Here is a 20,059-nt window from a genome sequence, read left to right on the forward strand (position 1 = left end):
TTTCGCTTATTGTGACACGACCGCTTGTAAAACGCTTTAAAAGGCGTAACAAAACAACGGGAACAAACGCAGACCGCTACATCGGTCAAGTCGGATTTATGCTCACAGATTTAACCGATATTGACAAAACAGCACAGGCAAAAGTTGGTGCGGAAACTTGGACGGTAAAGTCCGACAAAGCACCGCTTTTAAAAGGAACAAAAGTTAAGGTTCTTGCAATCGAGGGCGTAAAGCTCATTGTAGAACCCATATCAGAATGAGAGGTAAATAATGTTAGGACTTATTATTTTAGGAATTATCCTTTTAATCCTGCTTATAGTAATCGTAAGCAATGTCAAGGTAGTACCGCAGGCACACGCATATGTAATTGAAAGACTCGGAACATATCATGTAACTTGGTCAACAGGATTGCATGTAAAAATTCCGTTCATCGACAAAATCTCAAAGAAAGTTTCATTAAAAGAGCAAGTGATCGACTTCCCTCCACAGCATGGAGTGAATAAAACGATACCTTCTTGTAAATCTTAAAAAGTAAGTGCATATCAGAAAATTGAAGATAATCAATAACAATTACTTATTTAATATTTTTAATATCTGAGCCATGGGGCTCTTTTTTTATGCCTAAAATTCTTGTATACTCATTTTTCGTGTTGCAAGAATGACTGATGAGGACGGTAGAATAGAGAGGGGGAGAGATGTTGGAAATATAATAAAAACTTAGGTGCAAATACACTTAAGTTTCAAGTAAGTGCTTGATATTTTGCAAAAATGGTGGTATACTATACTTGAAAGTCAAGGGAAAATACCCATAAGTTTTAAGTGAGCGGAGGGCTACAATGCAGAACATTATTAAGCGTGACGAATATCTTAACAGAATTATTGACAGAAAAGAAAACGGACTGATTAAGGTCATTACCGGAATTAGAAGATGCGGTAAGAGTTTTCTGCTGTTCAATCTGTTTTACGATTATCTGATTGAAAGCGGTGTAAAAGAAGAACAGATCATTACGATTGCCTTGGATGATGATACCTTTGTAAAGTACCGTGATCCCGATGAACTGTCAAAATATATTCGTGGGAAAATCGTGAACTTAGATATGTACTATATTCTCATTGATGAGGTGCAGTACGCAATCACAAAGGATGAACTTAAAAACCCTGAGAACATTAAGCTTTACAATGTACTCAACGGTCTTATGCGGCTTCGCAATGTTGACATTTATGTAACAGGCAGTAATTCAAAAATGCTCACGAAAGATGTACTGACTGCCTTTCGTGGCAGAGGTGATGAGGTTAGAGTTTATCCTATCTCTTTCAAAGAGTATTATTCTTTTGTGGGCGGAGATAAATCCGACGCCTATGAGGAATACGCTTTATATGGCGGTATGCCGCTTGTTTTAACAAAAAAGAGCGATGCGGAGAAGATGAACTATTTGCACACTCTTTTCACCGAGGTTTATTTCAAAGACATTGTGGAGCGTTATGATATTGAGTTGCCTGATGTGCTCAGCGAATTAACGGATGATCTTTGTTCTTCTGTCGGTTCGTTTACCAATGCAAGCAAAATATCAAATACCTTGCAGACGGTGAAAAATATTAAGGTTTCAGGTACAACCGTTTCCAACTATCTGAATTATCTAATTGAATCGTTTCTGTTCAGCAATGCGAAACGATACGATGTAAAAGGCAAGAAGTATTTTGAATACCCATCAAAGTATTATTGCGCCGACATCGGACTTCGCAACGCAAGACTTAATTTCAGGCAGCAGGAAGAAACGCACATAATGGAGAATATTATATACAATGAACTTCTGTGTCGAGAGTATTCCGTTGATGTCGGTGTTGTAGAAATCGTGGAAACGAGTGTAGGAAAGAGGTCAAAAAAACAGTGCGAGATAGATTTTGTAGTAAACAAGGGTTCTAAAAAATACTATATTCAATCCGCACTAAATGTTTCGGACCCGTCAAAACTTGAAACCGAACTCAGACCTTTGAAGAACACCAAGGATTTCTTTAAAAAGATTATTATCAGCAAAACTTCAATGAAGTCTTGGACGGACGAGGACGGAATACTTCATCTCGGACTTTATGAGTTCTTGCTGAATGTAAATTCCCTCGAATTGTAAACTAAATAGGCTCAATGTCAGTAGTTGCGGAAAGCCGAAAAATAAGAATGTATGAAATTTATAAGCAACAGAAATTGTAAAAGAGCAAGTGATACACAACTAAGAACAAGGCACAGCTTACGGAAAAATCCGTTCAGCTGTGCCTTTGATTGTGTTTGTGAAGTTGTAATGCTGTTTTTATCACGGCTTTGACAAGAAAAGTGTGTAAGCTATTTTTTTAACTTACACACTTTATTTTACAAGCTCACTGCAAAACTCTTTATATTTGCAATTTCTTTCCGATTCTTAATTCCATCAATTAGATCTCATCTTGCTGATATCAGTATTATTAGGTATTGGAATTTTTCATTATATAATGCATTTCATTAGTCAAGGAATTATATGATTCGATTACTGCGTTATCTCCGAATTTCAAACACAATGTTTGAGGTGAAGGTCATATCATCCTCATTGAATTTCATATTTATTTCACCGTCATATTTTTTAACTACTCTTTTAATGCTTTTCAGTCCCGTTCCATGTATTGCGTCAGATTTTTTTGATGATGCTATGCGGTTGTTCTTGACGGCTACAATATTCTTGACCGAGTTTGTAAGCTGTATTGACAGATACTTATTTTTGCGGACGAAAGCCGAAAAATCTATAAATCCGTTCTCTGTATTTTGTGCCGCTTCAACTGCGTTTTCAAGCAGATTGTCAAGCAGAGCAGTTATGTCGGGTTCACTCATAAAGCCAAAATCAGCACTTCTGATGTCAATATTCATCTTCACTCCGAACTTGTCACAGAAGGATTTGTACCTGTTAACGATTGAATTGACCATAGGATTGTTGCAGTAATCAACAGATTTATTTATGCTGAAGTCTTCAATAAAATCGTCTATGTACTCTGTAACAGACTTGTCTTTGGCAATGCTCTTAATGGCATTTAAATGCCGTTTTATGTCGTGCATAACAATTTTTGAGTTTTCATTTTGCTCATTAAGTAAATCATAATACTCAGCTGTAGATTTTTCCTTTTGCCTTTCATATTCCAATTTCATATTGTGTCTTTGAGTTTTCAAAGTAAATTCATATACCCAAAAAACCGCTATATTTGAGAAAAGTAATAGCACCATACTTATTATTAATAAATATATGTATTTTTGTTCTAAATCAAAATTGTGTAGTGCATGTGATACTGCATACAGTAGCAGAATACTTGAGGCAGGTAAAACCAAGAGAGGTATAGAAAGAGAATAACTTTCTGATTTATGTTCTTTTATTGAGAATTTTGATACAAAGTAAATTATCAAAAAATATAACAGTTTACTGATAGTCGCTTGAATAATGAGACTTAAAGAATTATCCATGGAAGTGAAAAAATCCGTACCGAATAATACTGTTGAAACAAACAAGACAATACTTTCTGTGATTGCCATAAATATAAGTAATATGCTACAGTGGAAAATACAGGATTTAACACTTATGAAATAACAAAAATAAAGTAAAAAGAAGTTACACGCAAAAAATGCAATTAAATTAACCAATGTTAAATTCAATAATCGAGATAAATACAATAATACATACACAATAACAACTGAAAATAACAAAAATTTTTTGCTTGATTTTCTTTCAAATTTGTTTTCAAAATAAAACAGTGATATCAGAATTTCAGCAAGAAAAACAAACGCATAGCAAATTGTATATACCATTTTTATACCCCTATGTATGCAAAATATGCCTTTTTAAAGTTTGAATAGTTCCTTTGAGATATAGGTAGAGTTTCACTTTTTAAATCTACATTAATATTAAGCTCAGTCTTATTAAAATCCGAGACATACCTCAGATTAACAAGATAACTGTAATGTGGTTGTGCAAAATAATCGTAATCCTTTAGTTTTTCTTTCCAATAACTTAATTTTTTATTTGTATAAAACTTCTTCTGACGTGTTATAATAGCAGCCTTTCTTTCTTCAATAGTTATATATACTATATCGCTTGTGAAAACAGAATAATACTCGTCATAGTATTCAAGAGTTATTATTTGAGTATTGGAATGATAATAGTTAATAGCCGTATTTAATGCCCTGAAAAAACGGTTATTGTCAATAGGCTTTGACAGATAGCGAAACACGTCCAAATCCATAGCGTCATCAAGATAAGCATCATGCGAGGTTATAATAAAAATAATTATATTAGAGTTTACCTTTTTTAATTGTGCGGACAAAGTTAGACCATTTACCAGAGGCATTTCAATATCAATGAACGCCATATCATAACTGATATTACTATTCAGCAGCTCTACACCATTGTAAAACAAATCAATATCAAAAACTATTCTATGTTTATCTGAAAATGTATTCAGATTGTTTTTTATTTCATCGACAATACATTTATCATCGTCACAAATTAATACTTTCAAAAGAAAAACCTCCCATGAATTATGACATAATTATAACATATATTGCAAAAAATGTCATTAAATGTTATTGCTTTAGATGCAAAATTTCAAATTTTACCTTAATAATTTTAAAATCACATCACTTTGAGCAAATTTGACATCATTTTTGCAAGAATTATGTTTTTACTATTAATGTGTGCTAAAATCCTCACGAAGGGAGGAATGATATTATGAAGAAAATAAAAAAAGATTATCAAACAAGATGAGAAATGGAATTAAAAATGTTGAACTATTACATTAAAGACCAATGAAAATTCTTCAGTATGCTATGTGATTTATCAACCCAAAGTACCGAAGAGCTTAGCTAAGTTTATCCGTAAATTTTGACATAGTTGTATCAATAAACTTTTGTTTAAAGTAAATTATTATTATACAGAGGAGTAAGCTGATGAAAAAATTTGTAAGTATTTTATTGGCAGTCGTATTAATATTTTCTGTTTTAACCTGCGTCGGATGTGAAGCAGATAAAAAAGAGGAGAATACAATTACTTATTATCACTATGAACCGCAAGTATCAACAGTCAGCTCCCTTATATATGATTATAACAAGAAATTTGGTAATACAGATTATAAAATAAATGTTGTTGAGTTTGATGATATGAAAGAAATGGCAAGTCGTCTTTCAACCGAAATAATGGCAGGGAAAGGTCCTGATATTATTACATCTGGTGAATTATCTCTATTATCATTATCAACAGAAAAACTTATTAAACAGGGTGTATTTGCAAATATTGACGATATTATTTCTAATAGCGAAGACAAGGATAAATTGAAATTATCCGATTATAATTCTAATATTCTTGATGCGGGTGTTTACGATGGAAAAAGATATTTTATTCCTGTAACATTTGAGCCTCAGATTTTACTCTCCTCATCAAGCAAATTATCAAAATATTTAGACAACGAACAACCGGATTTAACATACGGTAACATCAAAGAATTGAGCGGAAATATTAATAATGATGATAATAATCAAGCTCTGTTTTCCGGCGTTGAGGATTATAAAAATGTTTTTCTTAATTTAATAGATGAAAATGTTGACTTCTATTCTCAAAAATATGATTTCGATAGCGATGACTTTAGAAAGTCTGTCACCTCACTAAAAGAACTATACAGCAGTAATGAGAAAAATGAAGATAACATAGTGCCAATGTTATCATCGAACGGTCAGATTGAATTATTTGCGTTATATGATGAAATTGCAGACATTGAAAATGATAATGACGAGCCCATAATTTTGAATACACCGAATAAAGACGGTGAGTCCACGGGTGTTATAACCGATGCAATTTTTATTAGCAATAATTCCGACAACAAAGAAAAAGCTCTTGAGTTTATTGAGTATGCGTTATCGGAAAAGGTGCAGAGTGCTTTTTGCGGAGCGAATATAGAGGAATATCTACCGACAACCTCTTACGGAAGTGGCTGGGAATATCCCGTCAACAATGAATCTTACAGTAAATTATTTGATAAAACAAAAGAGGTAAAGTATATTAATAACACTGCAAATATTTCAGAAGCTAATTTTATGTATGCAAAGGATTACGTTGATAACATAAAAAGCTATAGACTTTATGGATTGTATAATTATTATAATACAGAGGTTATAGGTGATATTGTAGATAAATTTTTATCCGATGAAATAGATGAAAATAAATTTATTAAAGAGCTCAAATCAAAAACTGAAATTTATTTAGATGAATAGTGTTATGCAAAAATTAGGGATATTGCAGGCACTGACCGCCAAGGTACCAATGTACACGGACTAGTAAAGGTAATTGAGCATTTTGGTTTTTAGCAAAAAGTTGTTGAAGCGGATAAAAGTGTGTTAACTAATAAATTGCCTTTGCCTGCAATTGCACACGTGATAATTGACGATTCCTTATTGCATTATGTAGTTGTAACTAAAGTTAAGGGTGATACTGTAGTAGTTCCCGACCCTGCAAAGGGTTTATATGTTACTTTCAATTATTAATGAAGTGAATTTAACTCAGTGCATATTAATTTCGCTACTTATCCGTATGAATTAACAAGTAGAGCGTTATTGTTGATTTAAATAATAAAAATTCAGATAGACTACAGATTAATAATTTAGAATTATGTTAAGATATATAATCACAAGGTGAATCATTATGAAAAATAAAATTGCGATAATTTTAACATTACAATTTATTATTACTGTGTTTGCTTTCAGCGGATGTGGTGAAAGTACAGCTTCAAGCAATTCCTCAAAGCTTACATATTGTGCATACTATGAGGATGCTATTTGCGATATTATTGAAAAGTACAATAAATATTGTACAAAGCATTACGATGAGTCATATCAAATTGAAAGCATATCTGAAATCACGGAAGTTAATTTACCAGCAATATGCTTATTAAATAAAGCAAAAGCGAATGGATATCATTATGCACTACTAGTTGATATTAATGAAAAATATGTTTCATTTTATGAAGGCAATTTTACAAATATGTGTTCTGTACCGATAAATGAGTTCTTATGCAATGTTTCAAACATTTTTTTGTTTTAGAAAGTATGTTAAAGTATATAGGAATGATTGTGAAAGGAGAAATTTCAATGAAAAAAATAAATCTAAATGAATATGTCAAAACTTCAAATTTTATTAAACCAGTAAGTACAGAAGATATAAATGGCGGTTGCATTTTGGTACTTGGTTGTAACAATTATGGGTTCTATAAAAAGTCTTATACTTATAAGTGTGATAAAGTAAGTGCGCACACAAAGGCCGCAATAGCATACGCAAATAGTCATAAATACGGCCCTGGAAAATATCAGGTTACAGGAAATTCAAGTGTTGTATTTCTTGGATAATAATTAAATAGCAACATCATTTACTATATACTTTTAACATGTTATCCGTAAATTTTGACATAGTTGTATCAATAAACTTTTGTTTAAAGTAAATTATTATTATACAGAGGAGTAAGCTGATGAAAAAATTTGTAAGTATTTTATTAGCAGTCGTATTAATATTTTCTGTTTTAACCTGCGTCGGATGTGAAGCAGACAAAAAAGAGGAGAATACAATTACTTATTATCATTATGAGCCGTATGTATCACCAGTTTCTATTTTAATATATCAATATAATGAAAAATGTGAGAATGTTCAAAATAGAATCAATATTGTTGAGTTTGATAATATTGAAAAAATGACAAGTCAACTTACAACTGAGCTTATGGCAGGGAAAGGTCCTGATATTATTACATCTGGTGAATTATCTCTATTATCATCATCAACAGAAAAACTTATTAAACAGGGTGTATTTGCAAATATTGACGATATTATTTCTAATAGCGAAGACAAGGATAAATTGAAATTATCCGATTATAATTCTAATATTCTTGATGCGGGTATTTACGATGGAAAAAGATATTTTATTCCTGTAACATTTGAGCCTCAGATTTTACTCTCCTCATCAAGCAAATTATCAAAATATTTAGACAACGAACAACCGAATTTAACATACGATAACATCAAAGAATTGAGCGGAAGTATTAATAATGATGATAATAATCAAGCTCTGTTTTCCAGCGTTGAGGATTATAAAAATGTTTTTCTGAATTTAATAAATGAAAATGTTGACCTATATTCTCAGGAATATGATTTCGACAGCGACGACTTTAGAAAGTCTGTCACCTCACTAAAAGAACTATACAGCAGTAATGAGAAAAATGAAGATAACATAGTGTCAATGTTATCATCAAACGGTCAGATTGAATTATTTGCGTTATATGATGAAATTGCAGACATTGAAAATGATAATGACGAGCCTATAATTTTGAATACACCGAATAAAGACGGTGAGTCCATGGGTGTTATAACCGATGCAATTTTTATTAGCAATAATTCCGACAACAAAGAAAAAGCTCTTGAGTTTATTGAGTATGCGTTATCGGAAAAGGTGCAGAGTGATTTTTGCGGAGCGAATATAGAGGAATATCTACCGACAACCTCTTACGGAAGTGGCTGGGAATATCCCGTCAACAATGAATCTTACAGTAAATTATTTGATAAAGCAAAAGAGGTAAAGTATATTAATAACACTGCAAATATTTCAGAAGCTAATTTTATGTATGCAAAGGATTACGTTGATAACATAAAAAGCTATAGACTTTATGGATTGTATGATTATTATAACACAGAGGTTATAGGTGATATTGTAGATAAATTTTTATCCGATGAAATAGATGAAAATAAATTTATTAAAGAGCTCAAATCAAAAACTGAAATTTATCTTGAAGAGTAAATATTTTTGAAAAGTAAAACGATGTTTATAAGATGTTTTCTCGAAATATAATTTAAGAAAATAAAGGTTTAGCGATGAAAATATTAAGCTGCATATTAATAATAATTCTAATAACAAACAATTTGCATATGAATTTATAAAATTTGTTTTGAGTAACAAACAGCAAATGAAAATTGAAACAAATGATATACAGGTTAATGTGGCAGCATTTGAAAAATATATGAAAAAAGCTAAATTATATATAGGAAGTGAAACAGATAATAAAGAAAATTATATTCGAGTGTTAAAAATCATATCTGATATATAACTATGTTACTTTCAATTATGAATGAAGTGAATTTAACTCAGTGCATATTAATTTCGCTACTTATCCGTATGAATTAACAAGTAGAGCGTTATTGTTGATTTAAATAATAAAAATTCAGATAGACTACAGATTAATAATTTAGAATTATGTTAAGATATATATAATCACAAGGTGAAGCATTATGAAAAATAAAATTGCGATAATTTTAACATTACAATTTATTATTACTGTGTTTGTTTTCAGCGGATGTGGTGAAAGCACAGCTTCAAGCAATTCTTCAAAGCTTACATATTGTGCATACTATGATGATGCTATTTGCGATATTATTAAAAGGTACAATAAATATTGTAAAAAGCATTACGATGAGTCCTATCAAATAGAAATTGTAGCGTATGATTCGTTAGAAGAAATGTACACAATAATGGCAACGGAATTTATGTCAGGCGATGGACCGGATATTATTTCGTTAGATCAACCATTGCCATTTGAAAAACTTATTGAAAATCACGCATTTGCGGATGTTGACGAGCTTATAAATACATATGGTTCTAATATCGACTTTAATGATTATAACACAAAAGTAATGGAATCGGGAATAGTTAACAGAAAACGGTATTTTGTGCCTTTTTTCTATTGTCCCAATATATTTATTTCTACTCAAGAAAAATTAAAAGAACATGATTTAAATTTTTCTGATTTTTCCTATAAAGAATTATCTAGACAACTTTCACAAGAAAAAGTTTCCTGTTCGCTTTTTGGAAATGAAAGTGATAACTATAGCCTTTTGTATTCATTTATAGATAGCTATGTAAATTTTGATAATAAAACAACAAACTTTGACACCAATAGCTTTTTGGAAAATATAGATTATATTAAGAAGTTGATAAATAATGATAACACCAACGAGAATGTATATTATGATTTATATAATTCAGAAAACAATGGTTGTATATTGTCTACTCCTAGGTTACTTTTTGGCGGTACAATAGGAGGTATAAAAACAGCTTATTACAATATTTTTTTACAAAACAAAACTCCTGCTATTTTGCCAAATTTTAGCTATGAGAACAAAATAACAGCTTATGTTGAGTGCGGAATAGCTATAAATCAAAATTCAGATAAAAAAGATAAGGCATTAAGATTTATTGAATATTGTTTAAGCGAGGATGTTCAAGAATATTGGTGCGGAAGTAGGAGCGATAAGGGATTTTCAGGCACAAATGAAATATCGTTGCCGGTGAATAATAAAGCTTTTGACTATGCTGTTGAAGTTGAAACTGCCGAGGAGTGGGATTACAACGAAGACGGAGAATTTGATGAAGAAGAAAAAGAATTTTCAGAAAATGTGGATTCAATATTTTGGAAAGATTATTTGGGTATAATTGATGATATAAGCGGGTGTACCTTATATAATTATAAAAATTTAAAAACCACCTATTACAACTCGTCAGTAATTGTTGATATAGTTGATAAATATTTAAAAGGAGATATTTCAAAAGAAAAGTTTATACGCCAACTCACAGCGGCAACGGAAATTTATTTAACGGAATAGACTAAGGATAAAATGTAATTATGTTCACACGCTTTTTATTTAAACCGCATGAATCTATTAAAGTCATACTAGCTATACTTTTAAGTGTTATAATAATTACTCCATTTTCAAGTTGTGCAATAAAAAATAACAGCGAACAAAATCATCTTGTTTATTACACATTAAATGATGAAGACTTTCTGTCTTGGATTATAGAAAAATACAATAAATACTGCATAAACAGCAATAATCCGTCTTTCCAAGTTGAGATAGTTAAATTTGATTCTGAACAAGAAATGTCAACGCAGATATCAACTGAAATTATGGCAGGAAGTGGACCTGATATTATTTCACTTAGTCAAAAATTGCCTTTTGAAAAATTAATTGAAAGCCGTTCATTAATGAATATTTATGATTTGTTAAAAGATGATAATTCTTCAAATGTAATAAATCTTGATGATTATAACGTTAACATACTCAACGCAGGAGTTTATGATAACGGTTTATATATTGTACCGCTGTTTTATGGAGTTGATGTATTGGTATCTACAGAAGAAAGATTGAAAAATTTCGATATCAAAGAAAATAACGGCTTTTCTTTGACATACAGTAATTTTTCAGATGTATTTGAAAATTATTTTTTAAATGATGAAGGCTATTCATTTGTATCTAATGAGTTGTCGGATTTTTTGTGGTTTGATTATCCAATGCAACTCTTTTGCAGATTTTTAAACAGCTATGTTGATTTTGAAAATAAAGCTGTGTATTTTGATACCGATGAATTTAAAGATAATTTAGATGTAATGATGCAGATGTTGACGATTTCTCAAAAAAACAATACAAATGAATTGTTTGACGGATTGTATATAAATCGGTCATTTCCGTTGATGGCAGGAAGTTATTCTTATTATCAATCTATAAATGAAACACCTGTAGTTTTTCGTGGATTGACAAAAAACAAAGATGTTAATTCCGCACACATACAGGTTGGATATGCAATTAATAATAATACACAACTAAAGGAGCAAGCACTTGCGTTTATAAAATATACTCTTAGTGATGAAATTCAAGAAATTGGTGCAACAGCATCAGGAAGTTTGAGTTTTCCTGTGAATATGTCTGTTTACGATAATGCTAAGCTTGTTGCCGGCTCAAGAACGGATGATAACAATAAAATTATCGGGATTGACAACGATTTTATGAAAGCATACATTGACATTGCCGATAATGTAAACGCTTGCACCTTGTATCGAGATGTGTCACATTCATATTATAATGACAATGTTATCGGTGACATTGTTGACAATTATATAAATAAAGGTATATCAAAGGATAAATTTATTCGTCAGCTTTCGGCTGCTACGGAAATTTATTTAACAGAATGAATGAGGGTATATGGAGTGGATTGTGCCGAAAGGTGGGGTGGAGATGAAGAAATCGGTTGTCAGTTTGTTTTTGCTTGTTTTAATCGTGATTATGAATTTTGTGGGGTGTACCGAAAGCGAAAATTTTGGTGATGTGAAAAATAGAATGACCTATTACACATCTAATGACAGTGATGATTTTTGTGATCTGATAAAAATACACAATAATTATTGCCTGCAAAATTATGATAAATCATATCAGATTGCTGTTCTAAAATTTGCTTCGGAAGATGAAATAAACACAAAGTTGTCAACTGAGCTTATGGCCGGAAAAGGTCCCGACATTATTTCAATCAATCAGAAATTACCGTTTGAAAAGCTATTAAACAACGGCACATTTCTTGATGTAAATAAGCTTTGCGATAACAACACACAAGCGGATAAAATAGACTTTAATAATTTTAACAGTGCAATAATGAAGTGCGGAATTTATAACGGAAAACGGTATATTGTACCGCTGTTTTACGGGACTGATGTATTTGTTTCAACACAGGAAAAGTTGAAAAAGTTCAATATTTCCTGTGATAACCATACTGTTTTGACATATAAAAATCTTTCCGAAAAATTTTCTTCGTTCAGTAATGAAAAGGCAAATTTTGGTTTTATAAGCGGTTACAATGACACAAATTCTATGTTTAATTATCCTATGCAATTATTTAACCGATTTATAAATAACTATGTCGATTTTGAAAATAAAGTCACATATTTTGAAAGCAATGATTTCAAAAGTAAACTTGACACAATGTGTAGATTGCTGAATGCTTCAAAAGAAGATTTTCCTGACTTCATATTTGATGACCTTTACATAAACCGTTCATTATCACTAATGGTAAGAAAATATGCGTATTATAAATCGGAGAATGAAACACCTGTAATTTGCAGAGGATTGGTTAAGTCGGATAATGATTATTCCGCATTTGTTCAGGTTGGATTTGGAATAAACAGCAATACACATTTTGAAAAGCAAGCGTATGCTTTTCTTAAATTTGCACTTTCTGAAGATGTTCAAACTAAAATGTGCGGGGCAAAAGGAATTTCATATTCTGCAAACATATCTTTTCCGGTCAACAAAAAGGCATTTGAACAGGCAAAATATAGTGCCTCAAAACAAGCTGATGATGACGGAAAAATTATCGGGATTGACAACGATTTTATGAAAGCATACATTGACATTTCCGATAATGTAAACGCTTGCACTTTGTATCAAGATGTGTCACATTCATATTATAATGACAATGTTATCGGTGACATTGTTGACAACTATATAAATAAAGGTATATCAAAAGATAAATTTATTCGTCAGCTTACATCGGCAACGGAAATTTATTTGACTGAGTAGGAATAAATTATGAGAAAATCTAAATTAACAAGAAAACAAAAAGAACATATAGCAGCATACCTGTTTATATTACCGTCTTTTTTAGGCATAGCGGTGTTTTATATTATGCCGTACATAATTTGTTTTACCAAAAGCCTGTATGTCGGCGATACTTTTGTGGGCATAGAAAATTACATACAGCTTTTTCAAAACAACACATTTTTGCTTGCACTTAAAAACACGGGTATATTTACAGTTACGGCGATACCGTTGTTAATGGTGATTTCGTTTTTGATAGCGTTGTTTCTTAATTCTTTTAATAAAATATCTTCCTTTTTCAGAAGTGCATTGCTTATTCCTGTTGTAGTTCCGATTGCATCTCTGATTTGCGTGTGGCAATTAGTTTTTGATGATTACGGTGCAATCAACGGATTACTTAATTCACTTGGATTTAATACTGTTGAATTTTTTAATTCGGAATGGTCTATGGTGATGATCGTTTTTATTTATGTGTGGAAGTACTGCGGATTTTGTGTGATTCTTTTTACGGCAGGCATTGCCAATGTTTCGCAATCTCTCTACGAAAGTGCAAGGCTTGACGGTGCAAAAGCTCATCAGCTTGTAACTAAAATTACTATACCTATGATTGCGCCAACTACATTTTTTGTTTTTCTGATGGAGCTTATTTATTCATTTAAAATTTTCCGTGAGGTATTTGCTTTGTTTGGCGATTATCCAAACACCAATGTGTATTTTTTGCAGAATTTCATCAACAACAATTATTACAATCTTAACTATCCAAGATTGTCGGCGGCATCAATTGTCTTATCGCTGTTTATAATTATTGTGCTGTTTATTTTCTTCTGCTTTGAAAGGAAACACAGCTATTCTTGAGAGGTTTGTTATGAAAGATACGGTTATGAAAATACTAAAATATATTTTGCTGATTGCTGTAACTGTGCTGTTTTTGTTTCCTGTCATTTATATGCTTGCTTGTTCATTTATGACAGGTTCACAGGTAAGTGAAATGCTTAATTTTTCTGACGGAAAATATAAAGAACTCAATATGATTCCGAATATGGCAACTTTGGAGCAGTTTTATCAGACTCTTTTCAGAAAACCCGAATATTTGTTGAAGTTCTGGAATTCGGTTGTTTGTACTTTTCCGACAGTAATCGGTCAGGTTGCAGTATCATCATTGGCGGCTTTTGCTTTTGCAAAATTGAAATTTCCGTTCAGGGACAAGCTGTTTTTCATATACATAATTTTGCTCATTTTGCCGTTGCAGGTAACACTTGTGCCTGATTATATGATTCTTGAAAATATGAATTTGCTGAATAATTTTCTTGCGGTAATTTTACCCGGAACTTTTTCTGCATTCGGAATTTGTCTTTTGAGGCAAAGTATAAAATACATTCCCGATTCCGCAATTGAGGCGGCAAGAGTTGACGGTGCGTCATATTTGAAAATATTTACTAATATTATTCTTCCGCAGATTAAGGGCGGACTCATAACACTTGCGTTGCTCTGCTTTATTGATAATTGGAATGTAGTTGAACAACCGCTGATTTATTTTGATAATGAGGGTATGTATCCGCTTTCCGTAACGCTTACTGATGTCGGAAGTTCGGATTACGGCATAATATTTGCCTGCGGAGTTATATTTATGATTCCTGCATTGCTTATTTATCTTTACGGACACAGGGATATTGATTCGCCGTTTGTCGGAACTGATAAGGGATAGGAGAGAGGTTTTTATGAAAAAAGATAAGCTAAAGAGCGTAGTGTTGAAATTTTCAATTGTATTTTTTATTGTGATTGCATTACTTACATATTTTTCAAAAACAATCAATAATATGCTTCTTCCAAAGGTCAAAGTGGTTTCGGTTCAAACAGGTGTAATTGACGATACCGCAGGTTCAAATGATATGAAAACACATTATCTTTTGCCTGTTTCATCGGTGGATGGGGCAGGCAATACAGGAATAGTATTTGTTATAAATAAAACCGAAAACGGTGATGCAACAGTTGAAGAGGTTTCGGTGGATATATGTAACAGTGACGAGCTGTATTGCGAGGTGACATCGGACTCACTTTTTGGCGACAGTCAAGTTGTATATAAAACAACCAAGAGTATAGAAAACGGTTCAAGCGTTTATATTGAGGAGGAAACAGTGTGAGCAAAAGAAAAGTTGTTTCGTTTCTGTTACTGCTGTTGCTGACTGTGAGCGTTTTTATTGCGAATATTATAATTATTGAAAATGCAAAAGGGCAATTACCTGATGTTACTCAATTAACTTATGATAAAAATTCCGAAACTGCTCCAAAAACGGTTTCTGAACTTGAAAAGCTGTTTGAACGGATTACTGACAAAGGCATAGCTTTTTGTTCCGAGGGTAAAGAAACAAAAGTTAAGGAAGAAACCGTAACTACGGTACTTGTGAATGAAAACTGGTTTTCGGATTATAAGACCGAAATTAACGGCGAAAATATTTCGTCCAAAAACATAGATAACAGAGATAAGGTCGCAATAATCGGAAGTTCTCTTGCTCTCAAACTGTTTTTTACAACAGATGCAGTAGGTAAAAAGATTTGCATTGACGGAAATCAATATACAATTTGCGGTGTGATATGTGAAAACGAAAGTTTAATAAATAAGTTTTCTGCTGATGACAAACAGAGAGTGTATGTTCCATATACAACATCCGAAAATTATGGTGACAGAACGATTGATATGATTGTTTACGATAACTCGGTATATACGGGAGCAATTGTTGAGCAAATGGATTTGCCGCAGTATTATTCGGTTAATCTGAATGATAAAAATCAAACGCTCTCGTCATTTGAACATATTTTATACCTTGCAATATTTATCGGATTTAGCATTATTGCATTGAAGTTGTGGTATAGGTTCAGTAGAAAATTTTTTGAGGAGATAAAAGAAAATCTCAAATTAAACTACTTTCTGAAATCGCTAAAAAATATTCCGCTAAAATATGTTGCACTTGTGCTTGTTTTTGCAGGAATACCTGCCGTGCTTTTGATTGTGTTTAATATTTGTGATTTCAGCATTTTTATCCCCTCAAAATATATACCGAATGATAACATTTTCGACATTTCAAATTACCTGAATGTGCTTGTCGATAATGCACAAACACTAAACTCACAAAGCCTAACAGGAAATCCAATGCTTGTAAATCTGTTCTCAAGAACATTTACAGCGTCACTGTGGCTGACAATAATATTTTTGATTAGTATTATAACCGTGCTTTTAAATTTGACAGAATTAAAACTTCATAAACATAAAAACACCGACAAGCAGTAACTAAACTTGACACATACAATTTATCTGACAGAAAATGCATAAAATAGCAATAAAATAGTTTGACTAATATATAAATATTGTGTTAAAATTATGCGAGGAAGTATGGTATGTTCAGTGGTAGCTTCTTTAGTAACAATTTCCTTATCGACATATTTGAGTAATAAATGGAGTAGTGAAAATGAAAGAAAGTGGTGTGGTGTGTAAAAAAAAGAAAGTATATCTACTTTCTCTTTTGCTTTTTTTGATTTCTTATTTGATTACAGTTGTTAATATGGTTGTTAATATTATTACTGGTGGCTTTCATTTATACATTTTTAGTATTTTGAGCTTTATGTTACCATGCTATAAATCTATTAAAACAGCAGATGTGTTTGGCATTGTTTTAACAATATTGTTACTCTTGATTAGTTTTTTGCTCATATTTTTTACTGTAAAATATGATGTGTTAAAATATGACCAAAGCAAAAGACCGTTGTGTTATATGAGCTTAATCTTGTGGTATTGTATAACTCAAATATTGTCTTTGTGGATACTGGCTGATTCGCATTTGCAAAATTATATTTATTTGTCTGTCGCCGAATTTTATGAAAGTGAAGAGTTACAGTACATATACTCAATAGTTATTTTTGCAATATATCAAATCATTATAGGCTTAAAGCGAATGTATGATTCTAGAGAAGCATTTGATGCAACCAATATTTCAATCTCTCCACCTTTTGAAAAGTATTTTAGTGAAAAAACTATTTTTTGTTACACCGTTCCTAATTATGTATTTTCCTGTATAGGAGTTTTATCGATTATATATATTAGGTATGTTTTTGTTGACAGTTATGCAATTAACTTTTTGATTTTTATTTTCTGTGTGCTTTTTAGTTTATGCTTTCTGCTTTTAACTTTAAAAAAATATCGTCAGATTGTAAAATATAGAGGTGTCGAAATAATTGTAAGAAAGAATTTAAAAATATCTATTTTTCTGCAATTGAAATTAGTTCTTTTGATATTTTGCACATATTGTATAACGTTGTTGTTCGTTTGATTTTTGATATTGGGTAGAACATTTGCTGAAAGGAGGCTCGAAAGAGTTTCCTTACTAGTTGATGGAATTGAATGGAACGGAAAAACAGGAAGGGAACATATAAAATCGTGGTATTAAAAGGTAGCATAGATGATTATGAATATTGATATTAAAGCATATAGCTATAGCAAAATTAAAACATTTGTGAATCTCAGATATTTATCAATGCGAATTTCTGACTTAATATTTAAAATGTTAAGCTATTTTGCATACAACTTTTTAATGGTATCGGTTATAACACTTCAAATTTTTACAATGCAAGCTCACCCACTTGAAGGCTTTTCATTTTTTGATGACCGTGTAGTACCATTTCTTATAACTGCAGGAATTTTGTCTTGTGTTATGTCAATTGTAACGGTATTTGTGTATCATTACAAAACAAAATGGAGTGTAATACTAAATAGTGCTATAACTTACTTTTATGTTTCTATAATATTATTTTTGCTTTCGTGTTTTTTTGCGTTTGAGTTTACTGTTTTTAATGCGATATATGCTATATTTAAGATTGCAATATATGTTCTTTCTTATTTTATCTATGTAAAGTATTTGTTAGAGAAAAAATTGCCGAGAATTGAGGAGATAGTTCACAATGGAAGATCGTTTCCTGCAGGAATGATAGCAGGTGCGCTTACCATTGCTATAAAACCTGTTATTAGCCTTTTAGGTCAAAATGGTGGTCTTAGCACAGCTACATTTAATGACTTTATTGCATTTTTTGAGTATTTAATTGCAGTTTGCCTAATTGTCAACATGGTTGATGCCTTTGTCAAGGCTTACTACGCAAAAATATATAACATCAATTAAACTTACTAAGACACTTTTTACAATAAGGTAGAGTAGAACATTTGCGGTAAGGAGACTCGAAAGAGCCTCCTTTGACACAAAAAGTATGATGCACACAGTAATATTACAGATGTTACCAAAGACGGAGTTTTACAGTATCATTACGGTTACGATATGATGAATCAGCTTGTTAGTGTAGATGACAAGATGAACGGTAAAGTTTATAACTATACTTACGATGCCGGCGGTAACCTTATATCCGAAACTGTTACCGATTCAAACGGTACAACAAGCAATGCTTATGAATATAACAATTCAAATTGGGGAGATGTTCTCACATTATATAACGGACAGAGCATAACCTATGTTGAAATCGGTAATCCGCTTACATACCGTGACGGAATGTCAATGACATGGAAGAACGGCAGACAGCTTGCAACACTCACAAACGGTGATACAAGCATAAGCTATGGCTATGACAGCGACAGTGTTCGTACAACTAAAACCGTGAACGGCGTGAAATACACATATGCTTATCTTAACGGTCAGTTATTGTATGAAACCCGTGGCGATGCAAAGTTCTATTATTCATACGATGCAAACGGAATTTTGTATAATGTCAGATACACACTGACTGACGGCGGTACCGAGTATTCATACTACTACACACATAATTCCCGTGGCGACATTGTAGGAATCTATAACGGAGCAGGCGAACTCAAAGCGCACTATGAATATGACGCTTGGGTCAATGTGATTTCTATAACCGATAACAACGGAAATACAATCACAAGCCCGAACCATATCGGTAACTTGAATCCGTTCCGTTACAGAGGTTATTACTACGATACAGAATCAGGTTTCTACTATCTAATGAGCCGTTATTACGACCCTGTTACTCACAGATTTATTAATGCTGACGGTTATTTCCAGTCAGGCGGTAATATTCTGGATGCTAATATGCATTCATATTGTGGTAATAATCCGATTATGTTTGCAGATCCAACGGGCTTATGTTATGAACCTCAATATACGAGTGAGGGAACATATATCGGTAAATATTGGGTTATAAAAACAGCAGTTCCGGGTGTACCGGGTTTTTGTAATAGTTGCAAATCTAACGGTCCAAATTCTGGGAACAAGTATTATGTTGAATCTAACAAGTATTGTGTTGAATCTTCTAAAAATAATAAAAATACAAAAGGAGATAGTAACTGGACACCAAGAAAAGACTCTAAAAAAGGGTCAGAAAACAGGCAAAAATCCGGCGATCGCGAACGTAATGTTGCTCATCCCAACGGCGAGGAACATAGTAGGGTTCCTAAAGGCAACGGAGTAAAACATTTAACTGAAACACCATTTGAAGAGCGCATGGGTAATTTTGGTATATGTTTAGCTTGTGCGGTTGCAGTTATATATTTAGTAGGTATATTTAGTAGGTAATGATGTTACCGGTGCTGG

The 20,059-nt window shown here is 32.0% G+C and carries 19 protein-coding genes and 2 pseudogenes; 19 read left to right on the top strand and 2 right to left on the bottom strand.

Annotation, left to right across the window (positions count from 1 at the left end; all coding sequences use genetic code 11):
• From WMO31_RS10980 to WMO31_RS10990, 3 genes and pseudogenes are all read left to right on the top strand, one after another.
• Positions 1 to 260: NfeD family protein (locus WMO31_RS10980; protein ID WP_367999717.1), on the top strand; the 260-nt coding region annotated here is incomplete at its 5' end.
• Positions 261 to 270: 10 nt separating this feature from the next.
• A pseudogene (locus WMO31_RS10985) lies at positions 271 to 504 on the top strand (SPFH domain-containing protein); the annotation flags it as partial.
• A gap of 332 nt (positions 505 to 836) precedes the next feature.
• Entirely contained in the window at positions 837 to 2,126 is a 1,290-nt protein-coding gene (locus WMO31_RS10990) for an ATP-binding protein (RefSeq protein ID WP_367999718.1), read from the top strand.
• A 398-nt stretch (positions 2,127 to 2,524) separates the two neighbouring features.
• On the opposite strand, the gene WMO31_RS10995 is transcribed toward WMO31_RS10990, so the two are convergent.
• Together WMO31_RS10995 and WMO31_RS11000 are read right to left on the bottom strand one after the other, a co-directional pair.
• Positions 2,525 to 3,166 (bottom strand): sensor histidine kinase, encoded by a 642-nt coding sequence (locus WMO31_RS10995; protein ID WP_293637227.1) that lies wholly within the window; start codon positions 3,164 to 3,166, stop codon positions 2,525 to 2,527.
• 653 nt (positions 3,167 to 3,819) lie between these two features.
• Positions 3,820 to 4,527, bottom strand: a complete 708-nt coding sequence (locus WMO31_RS11000; protein WP_367999719.1) for a LytR/AlgR family response regulator transcription factor — start codon at positions 4,525 to 4,527, stop codon at positions 3,820 to 3,822.
• Between the two features lie 270 nt (positions 4,528 to 4,797).
• Here WMO31_RS11000 and WMO31_RS11005 point away from each other — a divergent pair, with 270 nt between their 5' ends.
• From WMO31_RS11005 to WMO31_RS11075, 16 genes and pseudogenes are all read left to right on the top strand, one after another.
• Positions 4,798 to 4,893 (top strand): AgrD family cyclic lactone autoinducer peptide, encoded by a 96-nt coding sequence (locus WMO31_RS11005; protein ID WP_117950541.1) that lies wholly within the window; start codon positions 4,798 to 4,800, stop codon positions 4,891 to 4,893.
• Positions 4,894 to 4,954: 61 nt separating this feature from the next.
• Positions 4,955 to 6,271 (top strand): ABC transporter substrate-binding protein, encoded by a 1,317-nt coding sequence (locus WMO31_RS11010; protein WP_367999720.1) that lies wholly within the window; start codon positions 4,955 to 4,957, stop codon positions 6,269 to 6,271.
• A 108-nt stretch (positions 6,272 to 6,379) separates the two neighbouring features.
• Positions 6,380 to 6,541 (top strand): annotated as a pseudogene (locus WMO31_RS11240) (cysteine peptidase family C39 domain-containing protein); the annotation flags it as partial.
• A gap of 157 nt (positions 6,542 to 6,698) precedes the next feature.
• On the top strand, positions 6,699 to 7,097 hold the full coding sequence (locus WMO31_RS11015; RefSeq protein ID WP_278867104.1) for a hypothetical protein: 399 nt from the start codon (positions 6,699 to 6,701) through the stop codon (positions 7,095 to 7,097).
• A gap of 47 nt (positions 7,098 to 7,144) precedes the next feature.
• A complete protein-coding gene (locus tag WMO31_RS11020) occupies positions 7,145 to 7,399 on the top strand; it encodes a hypothetical protein (RefSeq protein ID WP_278867101.1) in 255 nt (84 codons plus the stop codon).
• 119 nt (positions 7,400 to 7,518) lie between these two features.
• Positions 7,519 to 8,835: an ABC transporter substrate-binding protein gene (locus WMO31_RS11025; RefSeq protein ID WP_303829904.1), complete on the top strand. Its 1,317-nt coding sequence runs from the start codon at positions 7,519 to 7,521 to the stop codon at positions 8,833 to 8,835.
• A 488-nt stretch (positions 8,836 to 9,323) separates the two neighbouring features.
• Complete coding sequence (locus WMO31_RS11030; RefSeq protein WP_367999721.1) at positions 9,324 to 10,694, top strand: ABC transporter substrate-binding protein; 1,371 nt, start codon at positions 9,324 to 9,326, stop codon at positions 10,692 to 10,694.
• A 20-nt stretch (positions 10,695 to 10,714) separates the two neighbouring features.
• Positions 10,715 to 12,058, top strand: a complete 1,344-nt coding sequence (locus WMO31_RS11035; protein WP_367999722.1) for an ABC transporter substrate-binding protein — start codon at positions 10,715 to 10,717, stop codon at positions 12,056 to 12,058.
• A 43-nt stretch (positions 12,059 to 12,101) separates the two neighbouring features.
• Positions 12,102 to 13,436, top strand: coding sequence for an extracellular solute-binding protein (locus WMO31_RS11040; protein WP_367999723.1), 1,335 nt, complete (start codon positions 12,102 to 12,104; stop codon positions 13,434 to 13,436).
• 105 nt (positions 13,437 to 13,541) lie between these two features.
• A complete protein-coding gene (locus tag WMO31_RS11045; protein ID WP_173018949.1) occupies positions 13,542 to 14,309 on the top strand; it encodes a carbohydrate ABC transporter permease in 768 nt (255 codons plus the stop codon).
• Between the two features lie 10 nt (positions 14,310 to 14,319).
• The gene (locus tag WMO31_RS11050) at positions 14,320 to 15,159 is read left to right on the top strand and encodes a carbohydrate ABC transporter permease (RefSeq protein WP_101028734.1); all 840 of its coding nucleotides are present in this window, start codon (positions 14,320 to 14,322) and stop codon (positions 15,157 to 15,159) included.
• Positions 15,160 to 15,172: 13 nt separating this feature from the next.
• Entirely contained in the window at positions 15,173 to 15,595 is a 423-nt protein-coding gene (locus WMO31_RS11055) for a hypothetical protein (RefSeq protein WP_021883112.1), read from the top strand.
• The gene (locus tag WMO31_RS11060; RefSeq protein WP_367999724.1) at positions 15,592 to 16,740 is read left to right on the top strand and encodes an ABC transporter permease; all 1,149 of its coding nucleotides are present in this window, start codon (positions 15,592 to 15,594) and stop codon (positions 16,738 to 16,740) included. The genes WMO31_RS11055 and WMO31_RS11060 overlap by 4 nt, the downstream gene beginning before the upstream one ends.
• Before the next feature lie 178 nt (positions 16,741 to 16,918).
• Positions 16,919 to 17,776 carry a hypothetical protein gene (locus WMO31_RS11065; RefSeq protein WP_367999725.1) on the top strand — a complete coding sequence of 286 codons (858 nt, stop codon included), beginning with the start codon at positions 16,919 to 16,921 and terminating at the stop codon, positions 17,774 to 17,776.
• A gap of 135 nt (positions 17,777 to 17,911) precedes the next feature.
• On the top strand, positions 17,912 to 18,619 hold the full coding sequence (locus tag WMO31_RS11070; RefSeq protein WP_367999726.1) for a hypothetical protein: 708 nt from the start codon (positions 17,912 to 17,914) through the stop codon (positions 18,617 to 18,619).
• A gap of 153 nt (positions 18,620 to 18,772) precedes the next feature.
• Positions 18,773 to 20,041, top strand: a complete 1,269-nt coding sequence (locus WMO31_RS11075) for an RHS repeat-associated core domain-containing protein (protein ID WP_367999727.1) — start codon at positions 18,773 to 18,775, stop codon at positions 20,039 to 20,041.
• Positions 20,042 to 20,059: the final 18 nt, after the last annotated feature.

The organism is Ruminococcoides intestinale, from assembly GCF_040095935.1.
Lineage (GTDB): Bacteria > Bacillota > Clostridia > Oscillospirales > Acutalibacteraceae > Ruminococcoides > Ruminococcoides intestinale.

Bases quoted from the DNA above. Each gene is read 5' to 3' on its own strand.
- WMO31_RS10990 (WP_367999718.1), top strand. From the start codon at position 837: ATGCAGAACATTATTAAGCGTGACGAATATCTTAACAGAATTATTGAC.
- WMO31_RS10995 (WP_293637227.1), bottom strand. From the start codon at position 3,166: ATGAAATTGGAATATGAAAGGCAAAAGGAAAAATCTACAGCTGAGTAT.
- WMO31_RS11010 (WP_367999720.1), top strand. From the start codon at position 4,955: ATGAAAAAATTTGTAAGTATTTTATTGGCAGTCGTATTAATATTTTCT.
- WMO31_RS11015 (WP_278867104.1), top strand. From the start codon at position 6,699: ATGAAAAATAAAATTGCGATAATTTTAACATTACAATTTATTATTACT.
- WMO31_RS11020 (WP_278867101.1), top strand. From the start codon at position 7,145: ATGAAAAAAATAAATCTAAATGAATATGTCAAAACTTCAAATTTTATT.
- WMO31_RS11025 (WP_303829904.1), top strand. From the start codon at position 7,519: ATGAAAAAATTTGTAAGTATTTTATTAGCAGTCGTATTAATATTTTCT.
- WMO31_RS11030 (WP_367999721.1), top strand. From the start codon at position 9,324: ATGAAAAATAAAATTGCGATAATTTTAACATTACAATTTATTATTACT.
- WMO31_RS11035 (WP_367999722.1), top strand. From the start codon at position 10,715: ATGTTCACACGCTTTTTATTTAAACCGCATGAATCTATTAAAGTCATA.
- WMO31_RS11040 (WP_367999723.1), top strand. From the start codon at position 12,102: ATGAAGAAATCGGTTGTCAGTTTGTTTTTGCTTGTTTTAATCGTGATT.
- WMO31_RS11045 (WP_173018949.1), top strand. From the start codon at position 13,542: ATGCCGTACATAATTTGTTTTACCAAAAGCCTGTATGTCGGCGATACT.
- WMO31_RS11050 (WP_101028734.1), top strand. From the start codon at position 14,320: ATGAAAGATACGGTTATGAAAATACTAAAATATATTTTGCTGATTGCT.
- WMO31_RS11055 (WP_021883112.1), top strand. From the start codon at position 15,173: ATGAAAAAAGATAAGCTAAAGAGCGTAGTGTTGAAATTTTCAATTGTA.
- WMO31_RS11065 (WP_367999725.1), top strand. From the start codon at position 16,919: ATGAAAGAAAGTGGTGTGGTGTGTAAAAAAAAGAAAGTATATCTACTT.
- WMO31_RS11070 (WP_367999726.1), top strand. From the start codon at position 17,912: ATGAATATTGATATTAAAGCATATAGCTATAGCAAAATTAAAACATTT.
- WMO31_RS11075 (WP_367999727.1), top strand. From the start codon at position 18,773: ATGATGAATCAGCTTGTTAGTGTAGATGACAAGATGAACGGTAAAGTT.